The sequence below is a fragment of the Mesorhizobium sp. B2-2-4 genome (genome assembly GCF_006442375.1).
GTDB lineage: Bacteria > Pseudomonadota > Alphaproteobacteria > Rhizobiales > Rhizobiaceae > Mesorhizobium.
Window position 1 is genome coordinate 74,802 of the sequence record NZ_VFWB01000012.1, and the last position, 15,564, is coordinate 90,365.

Genomic DNA, 15,564 nt, shown 5'->3' on the forward strand with positions numbered 1-15,564 from the left:
CGAGGCGTGCCGACCTTGCCGCCCTTACCCGATCCAGCATGGCTGCACCGATGAGCAAGAGCGAACGCCCGAGCCAACTCTTCCGCAATCTCAACGCGAAGGTCGCCTCGATCCCGATGATCCTCACCGCGCTGGTGGTGTTTGTCGGCGGCACGGCCTGGACGGTGCTTTATTCCTTCACCAATTCGAAGCTTCTGCCGCGGCTGCATTTCGTCGGGCTCGACCAGTACTACCGGCTGTGGGCGACGCCGCGCTGGCTCGTCTCGATCGAGAATCTCTTGATCTACGGCGTGCTGTCGCTCGTCTTCTCGCTGGTAATCGGCTTCCTGCTCGCCGCCCTGCTCGACCAGAAGATCCGTTTCGAGGACACGTTCCGCACCATCTTTCTCTATCCCTTCGCGCTCTCCTTCATCGTCACCGGCCTCGTCTGGCAATGGCTGCTCAATCCCGATTTCGGCATTCAGGGAGTGGTTCGCGACCTCGGCTGGACAAGCTTCAATTTCGATCCGCTCTACAATTCGAGCATCGTCATCTACGGCATATTGATCGCCGCGCTGTGGCAAGGCACCGGGCTGATCATGTGCCTGATGCTGGCCGGCCTGCGCGGCATCGACGAGGACATCTGGAAGGCCGCGCGGGTGGACGGCATCCCCACCTGGAAGACCTATCTCTTCATCATCATCCCGATGATGCGGCCGGTCTTCATAACCACGCTGGTGATCATCGCGTCGGGCATCGTCAAGGTCTACGACCTCGTCGTCGCGCAGACCAGCGGCGGTCCCGGCATTTCCTCTGAAGTGCCAGCCAAATATGTCTACGACTACATGTTCTTCGCCCAGAACCTCGGCCAGGGTTTTGCCGCCTCGACCATGATGCTCTTGTCGGTGATGATCGTCATCGTGCCGTGGGCCTATCTCGAATTCGGGGGCCGCAAGCGTGTCTGATCATGCCGTCTCCCTGGCCGCGTCCCCCGCCGCCATCCGCGCCGATGCCTCGGGGCCGAGCGGACCGAAGCCCCGGCACATGTTGTCGCGCCGCAACATCTTCCTGTACGGCACGCTCATCGTGGTGATGCTCTATTACCTGCTGCCGCTCTACGTGATGGTTGTCACCTCGCTCAAGGGCATGCCGGAAATTCGTCTCGGCAACATCTTCTCGCCGCCGGTCGAGATCACGTTCGAGCCGTGGGTCAAGGCATGGTCGCAGGCCTGCACCGGTCTCAACTGCGACGGTCTCTCTCGCGGCTTCTGGAACTCGGTGCGCATCACCGTCCCCTCGGTGATCCTGTCGATCGCAATCGCCTCGGTGAACGGCTATGCGCTCGCCAACTGGCGCTTCAAGGGCGCCGACACGTTCTTCGTGATCCTGATTGTCGGCGCCTTCATCCCCTATCAGGTAATGATCTATCCGATCGTCATCATCCTGCGCGAGATCGGCCTCTATGGCAGCCTGAGCGGCCTGGTGATCGTGCATTCCATTTTCGGCATGCCGATCCTGACGCTCTTGTTCCGCAACTATTTCACCTCCATGCCGGAGGAGCTGTTCCGGGCGGCGCGCGTCGACGGCGCCGGTTTCTGGGGCATTTATCTGCGCATCATGTTGCCGATGTCGCTGCCGATCTTCGTCGTCGCCGTCATCCTGCAGGTGACCGGCATCTGGAACGACTTCCTGTTCGGCGTCGTCTATACGCGCCCCGACACCTATCCGATGACGGTGCAGCTCAACAACATCGTCAACTCGGTGCAGGGGGTGAAGGAATACAATGTCAACATGGCCGCCACCATCCTGACCGGGCTGGTGCCGCTGGTCGTCTACTTCATTTCCGGCAAATTGTTCGTGCGCGGCATTGCCGCCGGCGCGGTGAAAGGGTGATGTCGATGGCGGCAAACGGCACCAGCGTTTCGATCCAGGACCTGTCGCTGAACTTCGGCTTGGTCTCGGTGCTGCAGACGCTCAACCTCGACGTCGCCGAGGGCGAGTTCATAGTGCTGCTCGGACCCTCGGGCTGCGGCAAGTCGACCTTGCTCAACTGCATCGCCGGACTGCTCGACATTTCGGACGGCCGCATCTTCATCAAGGGCAAGAACGTCACCTGGGAAGAGCCCAAGGACCGCGGCATCGGCATGGTGTTCCAGTCCTACGCACTCTATCCGCAGATGACGGTGGAAAAGAACTTGTCCTTCGGGCTGCGCGTCGCCGGCGTGCCCAAGGACGAGATCGCGAAGCGCATCGCGCGGGCGGCCGAGATCCTGCAGATCGAGCCGCTGTTGCAGCGCAAGCCCGCGGCGCTCTCCGGCGGCCAGCGCCAACGCGTGGCGATCGGGCGCGCGCTGGTGCGCGACGTCGACGTATTCCTTTTCGATGAGCCACTGTCGAACCTGGACGCCAAGCTGCGCTCCGAACTGCGCGTCGAGATCAAGCTTTTGCACCGAAAATTGCAGAACACCATGATCTACGTCACCCATGACCAGATCGAGGCGATGACGCTGGCCGACCGTATCGCGGTCATGCGCGGCGGCGTCATCCAACAACTCGACGCGCCGCAGACCATCTATAACAAACCGGTCAACCGCTTCGTCGCGGGCTTCCTCGGTTCGCCGGCGATGAACTTCATCGACGGCAGGCTCGAGAAAGACGCTGGCGACTGGTTTTTCGTGGCCGACAATCTCAAGGTTCCACTCGGCACCTATCAATTCGACAAGCAACCGGACGCCGGCCCTGCCGTGTTCGGCATCAGGCCCGAGCATGTCAGCCTGAACAGCGGCACGGGCTGGCCGTTCTCGACGGCGGCCAATGTCGAGGTGGTCGAACCGATGGGGTCCGACACGCTGGTGTGGCTGAAACTTGCAAAGCAGAATTTCAGCGTCCGGGTCACCTCGGAACGCACGCCCAAGAACGATGAGGCGGTGACGGTGGGCTTCGACCCGATGCGCGCCTCGCTTTTCGACGCCCAAACCGGCAGCCGCATCTAACGCCCGATAACCATCCCCAAGCAGAACGGACAAAGACGATGAACTGGTCATTCCAACTTTACAGTGCGCGCAATTTCCAGCCCTGGGAAGGCGTGCTCGAGATGCTCGGCAAGCTCGGCTATACAGAGGTCGAAGGCTTCGGGGGCGTCTATGACGATCCCAAGGCCTTCCGGGCCGAACTCGACAAAAACGGCCTTGCCATGCCGACCGGGCATTTTTCGATCGACGCACTGGAGAAGGATTTCGACGGCGTGCGCAGGATAGCCGAAGCGCTCGGCATCAAGCTTTTGATCTGCCCCTACCTCATGCCTGAGTCCAGGCCGTCGGACGCTGCCGGCTGGCGTGGCTTCGGCGAGCGCCTAGCCAAGGTCGGCGAGACGGCGAAGAAGGCCGGCTACGGCTTTGCCTGGCACAATCATGATTTCGAGTTCAAGAAACTCGCCGACGGCTCGCTGCCGCAGGATCACATCCTGGCTTCAGCGCCCGACATCGGCTGGGAGATGGATGTCGCCTGGGTGGTGCGCGGCGGCGCCGATCCGCTGCCCTGGATCGAGAAGCACGGCAAGCGCATCGTTGCCGTCCACGTCAAGGACATGGCAAGGCCGGGCGAGGGGCTGGACGAGGACGGCTGGTCGGATGTCGGCCACGGCACGATCGACTGGGCCGGCCTGATCGAGGCGCTGCGGGCCAAGAGCGCGGCCAAATATTTCGTCATGGAGCAGGACAATCCCAACGACATCGAGCGCTTCGCCCGCCGTTCGATTGCAACCGTAAAGGCCTACTAGGAACAATCATCATGGCAAACAAACTTGGCGTCGGCGTCATCGGCTGCGGCAACATCTCGAAGGCATATTTCTCGCTGGCGCCGCTGTTTCGCGGCATCAAGATGCGGGCCTGCGCCGATATCAACATGGACGCCGCGAAAGCGCGGGCGAAGGAGTTCAAGCTGCGCGCCGAGACGGTCGAGGACCTGCTCAAGGCCGACGACATCGACATCATCGTCAACCTGACCATTCCGGCCGTGCACTACGAAGTGTCGAAACAGGTGCTCGACGCGGGCAAGCATGTCTATTCGGAAAAGCCGTTCGTGCTTTCGGTCAAGGAGGGGCTCGACTTGAAGAAGCGGGCGGAGAAGAAGGGACTTCGCATCGGCTCGGCGCCCGACACCTTCTTCGGCGGCGCGCATCAGTTGGTGCGCAACCTGATCGATACCGGCAAGCTCGGCAGGATCACCAGCGGCACCTGCCATGTCATGGGGCACGGCATGGAGCACTGGCACCCCAATCCGGACTTCTTCTTCCAGCCGGGCGCCGGCCCGGTGCTCGACATCGGGCCGTATTACATCACCAATCTGATCCAGCTGATCGGACCGGTGAAGCAGGTGGCGGCCTTCGCCACAACCCCGGCCAAGGAACGCACGATCAGTTCGAAGCCGCGCGCGGGCGAAAGGATCCCGGTCAACACGCCGACCACCATCCACGGCCTGCTGGAGTTCGAGAACGGAGCCGTGATCACGCTCAACACCAGCTGGGACGTCTGGAGCCACGGCCATGCGCCGATGGAGCTCTATGGCGAGATGGGGAGCGTATTCGTGCCGGATCCGAACTTCTTCGGCGGCGACGTGCGCTTCACCGAAGCGGCCAAGCCGGTCAAGAAGCTGCCGAAATGGCAGCATCCGTTCGGCGTGCCCAATGAGATGCATTCGCAGGGCATGATGGCCAATTATCGCACCGCCGGCCTCGCCGACATGGCGATTGCGATCTCCGAGGGCAGGCCGCACCGCTGCTCGATGGAGCTGGCGCTGCACGCCGTCGACGTCATGACGGGAATCCTGCGCTCGGGCGAAACCGGCAAGTTCGTCGCCATGCAGACCACCTGCGAACGTCCAGCCGCGCTCGGCATCAAGGAAGCCAAGGCGCTGATGGCGAAGAAGAGCTAGATCGCGGATTATCGATAATTTTGATGAACCCTCTCCCCGTTTTCGCGGGGAGAGGGTAAGGGTTGGTGCGCAGGGCCTGCGCGTCGCGTTCCGATGACAGTGCCCAATCCATCCAGCTTCGAGGATTTTCCCCATGCCCTATGTCGCCGCCGAAAACCGCTATGAAAAAATGGTCTATAACCGCTGCGGGCGGTCCGGCCTGAAGCTGCCGGCGATCTCGCTGGGGCTGTGGCACAATTTCGGCAACGACACGCCGCACGGGACCAAGCAGGCGATCGTGCGCAAGGCCTTCGACCTCGGCATCACGCATTTCGACCTCGCCAACAATTACGGGCCGCCGCCCGGCTTGGCCGAAATTGCGTTCGGTGAGATACTGCGCACCGACTTTGCCGCCTACCGCGACGAACTCATCATCTCGACCAAGGCCGGCTACGAGATGTGGGCGGGGCCCTACGGCCAATGGGGCGGACGCAAATATTTGCTGGCCAGCCTCGACCAGAGCCTGAAGCGGATGGGGCTCGACTATGTCGACATCTTCTATTCGCACCGCTTCGATCCGGATACGCCGCTGGAGGAAACGATGGGCGCGCTCGACCATGCGGTGCGCGCGGGCAAGGCACTCTATGTCGGCATCTCATCCTACAATTCGCAGCGCACGCGCGAGGCGGCCGATATACTGAAGCGGCTCGGCACGCCTTGCGTAATCCATCAGCCGAGTTATTCGATGCTGAACCGCTGGGTCGAGGACGATGGCCTGCTCGATACGCTCGATGGGCTGGGCGTCGGCTCCATCGTGTTCTCGCCGCTGGCACAGGGCATGCTGACCGACAAATATCTCGGCGGCATCCCCGAGGGCAGCCGTGCCTCCCAGGGCAAGTCGCTGCGGCCGGCCTTCATCAACGACAAGACCATCGCCAACATACAGGCATTGAACGCGATCGCGGGCCGCCGCGGCCAGACGTTGGCGCAGATGGCGCTGGCGTGGGTGCTGCGCAAGGGCAAGGTGACATCGGCGCTGATCGGCGCCAGCCGGCCGGAGCAGGTGGAGGACTGTGTCGGCGCGCTGGAGGCGCCCGACTTCAGCGACGCCGAGCTTGCCGAGATCGACAATTATGCGCGCGAGTCCGACATCAATCTGTGGGCAGCCTCGGCCGAGCGCAATGGCCCGCCGAGGAAGTAGGCATCGGAGCCGGCAAACGACAACGGTGGGAGCCCTCCCGCCGGTATCGTTTGCGGAATGCCGCGCCAGCGCGTTTCAACAGAGGAGTAGCAAAGACAGCGGTTCGTCGCTATCTGAATGGGACGGGCCGTTTGCATATGGAAACGGCCTGTATGTGACACAAGGCAGGTCGGAAACAGGATCATGGCGGCAAGGGATGTGCTGACGAAGAACCAGCTGTGCGTGCTCGAGAAACTCGAGGCCGCCAGCGGGCCGCTCAGCGCCTACACCTTGCTTGACCAGCTGCGCGAGCGGGGTTTCCGCGCGCCGCTGCAGGTCTACCGCGCGCTCGACACGCTGGTGAAGTCCGGCTTCGTGCATCGGCTGGAAAGCCTCAATTCCTTCGTCGCCTGCGTCGAACCGCACGATCACAGCCATTCCATGACCGCTTTCGCCATCTGCGACACATGTGGCCAGGTGAGCGAAATGTCCGACCATGATGTCGGCCACCGGCTGGACGAATGGGTGCGCTCCACCGGCTTTGCCGCCAAGAAGGCGGTGATCGAGTTCCGCGGGACATGTGCCAAGTGCCGGGCGCAAGCTGCCTAGTCTAAGGTGTATCGATATTCAGGTGATGCCGGCCTGGCGCTAGTGCGCCTCGTCCCAATTGTTCGCCGCTCGAGCGTCCACATGCAGCGGCACCGACATCGACACCGCCGGCATGGCCGCGTTCTCCATGACATGGCGCACGACGGGGATCGTCGCCTCCACTTCCGCCTCGATCGTCTCGAAGATCAGCTCGTCATGCACCTGCAAGAGCATGCGGGTCGAAAGCCTGGCCTTCTCCAGCGCCTCGTCCATGCGCACCATGGCGCGGCGGATGATGTCGGCGGCGGTGCCTTGCAGGCGCGCGTTGATCGAGGCGCGCTCGTTGAAGGCGCGGATCGAGGGATTGGAAGACCGGATCTCGGGGTAGTGGATGCGGCGGCCGAAGATGGTTTCGACGAAACCGTGCTCGCGGGCATAGGCCTTGGTCTCTTCGATATAGTCGCGGATGCCGGGGAAGCGCTCGAAATATTTTTTGATGTAGTTGCTGGCCTCCTCGCGCGGGATCGACAGCTGGTTGGCAAGGCCGAAAGCCGAGATGCCGTAGATGATGCCGAAATTGATCGCCTTGGCGCGGCGGCGCACTTCCGAAGGCATGCCCTCCACGGGCACGTTGAACATTTCCGAGGCCGTGATGGCGTGGATGTCGGCGCCGTCGGCGAAGGCCTGCCGCAATTGCGGGATCTCGGCGACATGGGCGAGCACGCGCAATTCGATCTGGCTGTAGTCGGCCGAAACCAGGCGGTTGCCCTTGTCGGCGATGAAGGCCGTTCTGATCCTGCGCCCCTCGGCGGTGCGCACCGGGATATTCTGCAGGTTCGGGTCGGAGGATGACAGCCGCCCCGTCGTCGTCGCGGCGAGCGCGTAAGAGGTGTGGACGCGCTTGGTGTCCGGGTTGACGAAGCCGGGCAGCGCATCGGTGTAGGTCGATTTCAGCTTGGTCAGCTGGCGCCAGTCGACGATCTTGCGCGGCAGTTCGTGGCCTTCGGCGGCGAGGTCTTCCAGAAGCTGCGCCGAGGTCGACCATTGGCCGGTCTTGGTCTTGGAGCCGCCGGGCAGACCCATGCGGCCGAACAGGATGTCGCCGAGCTGCTTGGGCGAGCCGATGTTGATGCGCTCGCCGACGAGCTGGTAGATTTCTTCCTCGAGCCGGGCTGCGCCCTGCGCCAGTTCGCCCGACAGTCGCGACAGGATCTGCCGGTCGACCGAGATGCCGCGCTGTTCCATGCGCGCCAGCACCGGCACCAGCGGCCGTTCCAGCCGTTCATAGACCGACACCAGGCCCTTGGCGGCGAGCCGCGGCTTCAGCACCAGCCAGAGCCTGAGCGTCACATCGGCGTCCTCGGCCGCGTGGGCGGTCGCCTTGTCGACGTCGACCTGGTCGAAGCCGACGGAATTTTTCCCGGAGCCGGTCACGTCCTTGAGCTGAAGCGGACTATGGCCCAGCCATTTCTCGGCAAGCGCGTCCATGCCGTGGCCATGCGAGGTGCCGGCATCGAGCACGTAGGAGATCAGCATGGTATCGTCGAAGGGGCCTACGTCGATACCGTAGCGGCTCATGATGACGAGATCGTATTTCAGGTTCTGCGCGATCTTGAGGACAGACTTGTCCTCGAGCAGCGGTTTCAGCACGGCCAGCGCCTCGCGCAGCGGGATCTGGTTGTCGATCGGACCACCGCCGAGCAGGTCGCCATTTCCGCTCCTGTGGGCGAACGGCACATAGGCGGCGCGACCTGGCGCCGTCGCCAGCGACAAGCCGATCAGTTCGGCCTGCATCGGATCGGGCGACGTCGCGCGGGCATCGAAGGCGACGATGCCGGTCTCCAGCGCCTCGGCGACCCAGGCCTTCAGGCTGGCGACATCGCGGATGCATTGATAGGCCGAAATGTCGATCTTGCGGGCGGTGGCGGCCTCCAGGCGAAGCGCCGACAGAAGCGAAGGGGTGTTGCCCTCCTTCGTGCCGCCGGCTGCGGCTAGGGCCGTCTCGCCGTCCTGCTTCGCCTCGGCGCTGGGCGCGACCGGCGCGCCGGCGCCGACATCCGGCCCATGCGCGGAGTCGGCGCGTTCGACCGTCACAGCGATCGCCTGGACGTCGCTTGCCTCGGTTCCCGTGGTTTCCGCCACGCGGCGGGTCAGCGAAGAGAATTCCATGGCCTTGAGGAAGCCGATCAGCTTCGGCCCGTCCGGCGCGTGCAGGACGAATTCGTCCAGCCCCTCGGCCACCGGCACATCGTTCTTCAACGTCACCAGCTGGCGCGAGATGCGCGCCTTGTCGGCATTGGCGATGATGGATTCGCGTCGTTTCTCCTGCTTGATCTCGCCGGCGCGCTCAAGCAGTCCGTCTAGGTCACCGAACTGTTCGAGCAATTGCGCCGCAGTCTTCGGTCCGATGCCCGGCACGCCGGGAACATTGTCGACGGAATCGCCGGTCAATGCCTGCAGGTCGATCATCTTCTCCGGCGGCACGCCCCATTTCTCGATGACCTCGGGAATGCCGATCTGGCGATCCTTCATCGGATCGTACATGCTCACCGTCGGGCCGACCAACTGCATCAGGTCCTTGTCGGAGGAGATGATGGTGGTGTCGCCGCCGGCCTCGCAGGCCAGCCGGCAATAGGTCGCGATGAGGTCGTCGGCCTCGAACCCTTCCATCTCGAGACAGGGCAGGTTGAACGCCCTGGTCGCCTGGCGGATGAGGCCGAATTGCGGGATCAGGTCTTCCGGCGGCGCCGAACGGTTGGCCTTGTATTCGGGATAGAGATCGTTGCGGAAGGTTTTCGACGAATAGTCGAAAATGACGGCGAAATGCGTCGGCACGATGCCGACATCGGTGTTGCGGGCATCCTGCATCAGCTTCCACAACATGTTGCAGAAGCCGGACACGGCGCCGACCGGCAGGCCGTCGGACTTGCGGGTCAGCGGCGGCAGCGCATGATAGGCACGGAAGATGTAGCCGGAGCCGTCGACAAGAAAGAGATGATCGCCTTTTTTCATGCCGGCAGGGATAGCGCGGCGCGGCGGCTTGGTCCATGCCAAAGGCACCGCTTCCAGCAACACCCTGACAGGCAGGCGACGGGTTGGTTGGAAAGAGCTGAAATCGGCATTATTTTCGCCCGCGGGAGGGCTTGGTCCCGCCTGTCGAACGGCAGCTCACGGCCATGTTACAAAAGTGTAATATTCGTGCCCTTGAATCGCCACGTTCGAGGACACAGATAAATGTCATCGGCAATTTTCGCCGACGTCCGGAGCAAGGCCCGTCCCCCGCCTATCCCGGACACCTGCGGCAGCCTATCCCCCCTCTCCGGGCTGCCGCATCGTTTCGAGTAGAAGGGCCGCCGTGGTTCCCCCTCCACCACGGCGGTCTTTTTTTGTTTCGAATAAACGCTTGAGCCCGTGGTCCAATGCTCCCGGGCTTTTCGTTTGTCCGCTCTGCCTTTACGGTTCCGGCACTGAATCGAAAGGCTCGCCAATGTCAATTTCCCCCGTTCTCGACCGTCTCGACAAGAATCTCGACCAGAGCCTGGAGCGCCTGTTCGGCCTGCTCCGGATCAGGTCGATCTCCACCGATCCGGCCTATGCCGCCGATTGCCGCAAGGCGGCCGAATGGCTGGTGGAAGAACTCAAGGTGATCGGCTTCGACGCCAGCGTCCGCGACACGCCCGGCCACCCGATGGTGGTTGCGCATCATGACGGGCCGGCCGGTTCACCGCATGTGCTGTTCTATGGCCACTATGACGTACAGCCGGTCGATCCGATCGAGCTTTGGGAAAACGACCCGTTCGCGCCGGCGGTCAAGGAGATCGAGCCCGGCCACAAGGTGATCACCGGGCGCGGCTCGGCCGACGATAAGGGTCAGTTGATGACCTTCGTCGAGGCTTGCCGGGCCTGGAAGCAGGTGCATGGCAATCTGCCGTGCCGCATTACTATCTTGTTCGAGGGAGAGGAGGAGTCGGGCTCGCCGTCGCTGAAGCCCTTCCTCGAGGCCAATGCCGATGAACTCAAGGCCGATTTCGCGCTGGTCTGCGATACCAGCATGTGGGACCGCGACACGCCGTCGATCTGCGTGGGGCTGCGCGGGCTGGTTGGCGAGGAGATCATCGTGAAGGCCGCCGACCGCGACCTGCATTCGGGTCTCTATGGCGGCGCCGCTGCCAACCCGATCCGCATCCTGGCAAAGGTGCTGGCCGACATTCACGACAAGGACGGCCATATCACCATCCCGGGCTTCTATGACGGCGTCGAGGAAACGCCGTCGCAGATCCTGAAATCATGGGAAACGCTGGGCGAAACGGCCGAGACGTTCCTTGGCCCCGTCGGCCTGTCGATTCCGTCGGGCGAAAAGGGCCGCTCGCTGCTGGAACTCACCTGGGCACGGCCGACGGCCGAGTTCAACGGCATCACCGGCGGCTATACCGGCAAGGGCTTCAAAACAGTGATTGCGGCGCAGGCCTCGGCGAAAGTATCTTTCCGCCTCGTCCACAAGCAGGATCCCAGGAAGATCCGCGCCGCCTTCCAGCAATTCGTCAGGGATCGCATTCCGGCCGACTGTTCGGTGGAGTTCCACCCGCATGGTGGCTCGCCGGCGATCCAGCTTTCCTACGACTCGCCGTTCCTGGCCAAGGCCAAGACGGCGCTGTCGGACGAATGGCCGAAGCCGGCGGTGACGATCGGCAGCGGCGGCTCGATCCCCGTGGTCGGCGATTTCCAGACCTATCTCGGCATGGAATCGCTGCTGGTCGGTTTCGGCCTCGACGACGACCGCATCCACTCGCCCAACGAAAAGTATGAGTTGAGTTCGTTCCACAAGGGCCAGCGCTCCTGGGCGCGCATTCTGGACGCGCTGACGCGCTGAGCCGGGAACTCACGAAAGGCGGGAAAATCAAGTTTATGTTGATTTTTCCGCCGATCACGGCAAGGACGGGTTGCCAGCGCAACGTGCTGGAGCGCGCGCGTCCGCTCGATGGATGCGCGATGCCGAAAGCGCGACCCCGGAGAAGACGATGAGCGATATCCGTTTCCACAAAAACGATCTGCCCGACCTGTCCCGCTACAATGTCGGGGCGGTTGCCATCGATACGGAAACGCTGGGCCTGAACCCGCATCGCGACCGGTTGTGCGTGGTGCAGATTTCACCCGGCGACGGCAGCGCCGACGTCATCCAGATCGCGCCGGGCCAAAAGGAAGCGCCGAACCTCGTCAAACTCTTGGGAAACCACAGCGTGACCAAGCTGTTCCACTATGGGCGCTTCGACCTTGCCGTGCTCTACCATGCGTTCGGTGTGATGCCCGAGCCGGTATTCTGCACCAAGATCGCCTCGCGGCTGACCCGCACCTACACCGACCGGCATGGTCTCAAAGACATCTGCTTCGAGCTTCTGGGCGTCGGCCTGTCCAAGGCGCAGCAATCGTCGGACTGGGCGGCCGAAACGCTGTCGCCCGAACAACTCGAATACGCCGCATCCGACGTGCTCTATCTGCACCGGCTGCGCGACGTGCTGGCGGCGCGGCTGGCGCGCGAGGATCGCACGAAAGAGGCCGACGCCTGTTTCCGCTTCCTGCCGACACGCGCCAAGCTTGACCTCATGGGCTGGGACGAAGAGGATATTTTCGCTCATAGCTGACGGCGTCGCGGCGCTGCCGCCGATGTTCCGTCCGGGACCAGATGCCGGCCGTCGTGTTCCGTCGGCTCGAAAAGAGGGATGACATGACGGACAGGAAGCCCATATCGACCGCGCCCACCGACGGTTCCAAGGTCACCGTGACCTGGAAGGACGGCGACGGCGTGCTCAACGAATCCATCGCGCAATACCGAGACGGCGGCTGGTGGGTCTACATCGACAGCGATACGCAGAAGAAGGTCGAGCCGACGAGCTGGCGGCCCGCCGCGAGCGACGACGGCGACCAATGAGCAGGCCGCTGGCGAGGCCGGCCGCTTTCGCATAGCCTGAAGCCGTTGATATCGAGGCCGATTCGGGGCTTTCCGCTCCGCGCTCGCCTCTTGCTCGGAGGGAAATCGCCATGGGCGTCGAAAGCCTGCTCGTCTTCATCATCATCGGTGCCATCGCCGGCTGGCTCGCCGGTCTCATCGTCTCCGGTTTCGGCTTCGGCCTGATCGGCAACATCATCGTCGGCATCATCGGCGCGTTCATCGCGGGCTGGCTGTTCCCGCGGATCGGCTTGTCCATCGGCGGCGGCATCCTCGCCTCCATTATTCACGCCACCATCGGCGCCATCATCCTGCTGATCCTGGTCAGGGTCCTGAAGCGAGCCTGAGGCCGGGCACCGAGGAGCGCGCCATGAAACAGAATACGCTCTATCTCGTCATTGGCGCGCTCGTCGCCGTGGTCATCGCGCTCGGCGTCTACGTCTACCGCGAACAGACCAAGCCGAAAGGCGTTGAACTCAAGATCGACGACAAGGGCATCTCGATCCAGCAGAACTGAACGGAGCCCGGGCTTGCCGGCTCCGCATTGCTCCCCACGCCTGACTATCGCTGCCTGCCGGATTTAACCCGCCTTTAAACCGCCGCATCTACTCTGCAACCCGAACGCCATAGGCATCGGGATATCAAGCGCAGCGCATGGCGAACCGCAGAGACAGCCGCATCGAACCCAGTTTCGAGGGACCGCCACAAGCGAGATCCCAGACCGGTCTTTCGGTGAGCGAGGAGGATCGCGTCGTGCCCAGCAACCGCAAAGCCTCCGCCAAACGCAAACCGCCAAAGGCAAAATCGTCGCGTGCCAGGCGCGGCAGGAGCCGGCGCGGCCTGTTCGGCGTGCTCGGCCGGCTGGTCTACTGGTGCTTCGTGCTGGCCATCTGGGGCGGCATCGCCGTGGCCGGCGTCGTCGTCTACTACGGTGCCAAGATGCCGGCGGCCACGACCTGGTCGATCCCCGATCGCGCGCCCAATATCAAGATCGTCTCCGCCGACGGCCAACTGCTCGCCAATCGCGGCATGAGCGGCGGCGAGGCGGTCGGCCTGCACGAAATGTCGCCCTACATCCCCGAGGCGGTCATCGCCATCGAGGACCGCCGCTTCTATTCGCATTTCGGCGTCGACCCGATCGGCCTGTCGCGCGCCATGGTCGCCAATCTCGCCGGCGGGCATTTCTCGCAAGGCGGTTCGACGCTGACGCAGCAACTGGCCAAGAACCTGTTCCTGACGCCAGACCGGACGTTGGAGCGCAAGGTGCAGGAGGTGCTGCTGGCGCTGTGGCTGGAGCACAAGCACACCAAGGACCAGATCCTCGAAATGTACCTCAACCGGGTCTATTTCGGCTCGGGCGCCTATGGCGTCGAAGCGGCCTCGCGCCGTTATTTCGGCAAGAGCGCGCGCGATGTCACCTTGTCGGAGGCGGCGCTGCTTGCCGGTCTCCTGAAGGCGCCGTCGCGACTGTCGCCGGCACGCGACCCCAAGGCCGCCGAGGACCGCGCGCAGCTGGTGCTCGCCGCCATGCGCGACGAGGGCAAGATCAGCGCCAAGGAGCTGACCACGGCGATGAGCGCGCCGGCAACGCGCGCGCCGTCCTACTGGACAGGCTCGGAAAACTACGTTGCCGATACCATCATGGAAGAACTGCCCGATCTGATCGGCGACGTGCGCGGCGACATCGTCATCGATTCTACCGTCGACCTGAACCTGCAGAAGCTCGCGGAACAATCGATCCGCCGGCTGATCGACGAAAGCGGCAAGAAGCTCAACGTCACCCAGGGCGCGCTGGTGTCGATCGACGATTCGGGCGCGGTGCGCGCCATGGTCGGCGGCTACGATTATTCGACCAGCCAGTTCGACCGCGCCTCGGAAGCGCGCCGGCAGCCCGGTTCGGCGTTCAAGCCGTTCGTCTACATGGCCGCCCTCGAGGCCGGCCGCACGCCCGACAGCGTGCGCAACGATGCGCCGATCAAGATCGGCAAATGGACACCCGACAATTACGGCGGCAAGTATTTCGGGAAGGTGACGCTGGCAACCGCCTTGGCGAAGTCGCTGAACTCGGTGGCGGCCCAGCTGACCATGGAAGTGGGGCCGGACGCAGTGGTCGAGGCGGCGCATCGCATGGGCATCCAGTCCGATCTGCAGGCCAACACCTCGATCGCGCTAGGCACGTCGGAAGTGACGCCGCTGGAGCTGACCTCGGCCTATGTGCCTTTCGCCAATGGCGGCTACAAGCCGGACATCCATTTCATCCGCCGCGTGACATCAGCCGAGGGCAAGGTGCTGTACGACGCCGGCAGCGGCAGCGCGCCGCGCGTGGTGAAGCCCGAGATCGTCGGCATGATGAACTCGATGATGACCGGGACGGTGGAGATCGGCACGGCCAGGAAGGCGGCCTTCACCTGGCCGTCGGCCGGCAAGACCGGCACCAGCCAGAATTCGCGCGACGCCTGGTTCGTCGGCTACACCGCCAATCTCACCACCGGCGTATGGTTCGGCAATGACGACGGCAGCCCGATGAAGAAGGTCACCGGCGGCGCGCTGCCGGCGCAGGCCTGGCACGAGTTCATGGTCGCCGCGCATGAGGGCGTGCCCGTGCGGCCGCTGCCTGGTACCTGGAAATCGACGCCGGCCGATAGGATCGTGCCGGACGAAATCCCGTCGGCCGATGCGACACAGCCGGCTCCGAAGCCGCAAGCGCCTGTCGGCCAGTCGGCGCCCGCTGCCGTCGCGGCGCAGCCAGCGCCGGTTCGCGCGCCCCGCCCGGCCCAGACGGTCGACGCCGACGGTTTCGATATGCCGGGCGACTCCGGAACCACCGCCTCGGTCGGACATCCGGTGCCGCCGGGCAGTGTCGGCGGTCCGCTCAAGAAGCGGCAGACGTCGATCCTCGACATTCTCGGCGGAGGCTAGCGGCAACTCGCCTCTCGCCAGCGCCACACCGTTCGGCTACACC

14 protein-coding genes are annotated in these 15,564 nt (G+C 63.6%); 13 read left to right on the forward strand and 1 reads right to left on the reverse strand.

Translation table 11 applies throughout. From position 1 onward, the window contains the following. Positions 1-50 precede the first annotated feature (50 nt). The 7 genes from FJ959_RS26245 (at position 51) to FJ959_RS26275 (ending at position 6,679) form a co-directional block, all read left to right on the forward strand. The gene (locus FJ959_RS26245) at positions 51-944 is read left to right on the forward strand and encodes a sugar ABC transporter permease (protein ID WP_140500283.1); all 894 of its coding nucleotides are present in this window, start codon (positions 51-53) and stop codon (positions 942-944) included. Further along, positions 937-1,872, forward strand: a complete 936-nt coding sequence (locus FJ959_RS26250; protein WP_140632901.1) for a carbohydrate ABC transporter permease — start codon at positions 937-939, stop codon at positions 1,870-1,872. The genes FJ959_RS26245 and FJ959_RS26250 overlap by 8 nt, the downstream gene beginning before the upstream one ends. Then, positions 1,872-2,972: a sn-glycerol-3-phosphate ABC transporter ATP-binding protein UgpC gene (gene ugpC, locus FJ959_RS26255; RefSeq protein ID WP_181171978.1), complete on the forward strand. Its 1,101-nt coding sequence runs from the start codon at positions 1,872-1,874 to the stop codon at positions 2,970-2,972. Before FJ959_RS26250 ends, ugpC begins: the two co-directional genes overlap by 1 nt. A gap of 38 nt (positions 2,973-3,010) precedes the next feature. Then, positions 3,011-3,757 carry a sugar phosphate isomerase/epimerase gene (locus tag FJ959_RS26260; RefSeq protein ID WP_140632904.1) on the forward strand — a complete coding sequence of 249 codons (747 nt, stop codon included), beginning with the start codon at positions 3,011-3,013 and terminating at the stop codon, positions 3,755-3,757. A gap of 11 nt (positions 3,758-3,768) precedes the next feature. Further along, positions 3,769-4,911 carry a Gfo/Idh/MocA family oxidoreductase gene (locus FJ959_RS26265; RefSeq protein WP_140500277.1) on the forward strand — a complete coding sequence of 381 codons (1,143 nt, stop codon included), beginning with the start codon at positions 3,769-3,771 and terminating at the stop codon, positions 4,909-4,911. 133 nt (positions 4,912-5,044) lie between these two features. After that, the gene (gene mgrA / locus FJ959_RS26270) at positions 5,045-6,091 is read left to right on the forward strand and encodes an L-glyceraldehyde 3-phosphate reductase (protein WP_140632907.1); all 1,047 of its coding nucleotides are present in this window, start codon (positions 5,045-5,047) and stop codon (positions 6,089-6,091) included. A 183-nt stretch (positions 6,092-6,274) separates the two neighbouring features. Continuing rightward, positions 6,275-6,679 (forward strand): Fur family transcriptional regulator, encoded by a 405-nt coding sequence (locus FJ959_RS26275; RefSeq protein ID WP_140500273.1) that lies wholly within the window; start codon positions 6,275-6,277, stop codon positions 6,677-6,679. A gap of 39 nt (positions 6,680-6,718) precedes the next feature. Here FJ959_RS26275 and polA read toward each other — a convergent pair whose 3' ends face one another. After that, positions 6,719-9,670 (reverse strand): DNA polymerase I, encoded by a 2,952-nt coding sequence (gene polA / locus FJ959_RS26280; protein WP_181171980.1) that lies wholly within the window; start codon positions 9,668-9,670, stop codon positions 6,719-6,721. Positions 9,671-10,145: 475 nt separating this feature from the next. Between polA and FJ959_RS26285 the strand changes: the two genes are divergently transcribed. The 6 genes from FJ959_RS26285 (at position 10,146) to FJ959_RS26310 (ending at position 15,521) form a co-directional block, all read left to right on the forward strand. After that, positions 10,146-11,528, forward strand: a complete 1,383-nt coding sequence (locus FJ959_RS26285) for a M20/M25/M40 family metallo-hydrolase (RefSeq protein ID WP_140632913.1) — start codon at positions 10,146-10,148, stop codon at positions 11,526-11,528. Between the two features lie 148 nt (positions 11,529-11,676). Further along, the gene (locus FJ959_RS26290) at positions 11,677-12,297 is read left to right on the forward strand and encodes a ribonuclease D (protein WP_140500266.1); all 621 of its coding nucleotides are present in this window, start codon (positions 11,677-11,679) and stop codon (positions 12,295-12,297) included. 83 nt (positions 12,298-12,380) lie between these two features. Beyond that, positions 12,381-12,584 carry a hypothetical protein gene (locus FJ959_RS26295; RefSeq protein WP_140522542.1) on the forward strand — a complete coding sequence of 68 codons (204 nt, stop codon included), beginning with the start codon at positions 12,381-12,383 and terminating at the stop codon, positions 12,582-12,584. Between the two features lie 110 nt (positions 12,585-12,694). Beyond that, a complete protein-coding gene (locus FJ959_RS26300) occupies positions 12,695-12,949 on the forward strand; it encodes a GlsB/YeaQ/YmgE family stress response membrane protein (RefSeq protein ID WP_140500262.1) in 255 nt (84 codons plus the stop codon). A 23-nt stretch (positions 12,950-12,972) separates the two neighbouring features. After that, positions 12,973-13,119 carry a hypothetical protein gene (locus FJ959_RS26305; RefSeq protein ID WP_140513770.1) on the forward strand — a complete coding sequence of 49 codons (147 nt, stop codon included), beginning with the start codon at positions 12,973-12,975 and terminating at the stop codon, positions 13,117-13,119. 137 nt (positions 13,120-13,256) lie between these two features. Then, positions 13,257-15,521, forward strand: a complete 2,265-nt coding sequence (locus tag FJ959_RS26310; protein ID WP_140500258.1) for a transglycosylase domain-containing protein — start codon at positions 13,257-13,259, stop codon at positions 15,519-15,521. The last annotated feature ends 43 nt before the right edge of the window (positions 15,522-15,564 follow it).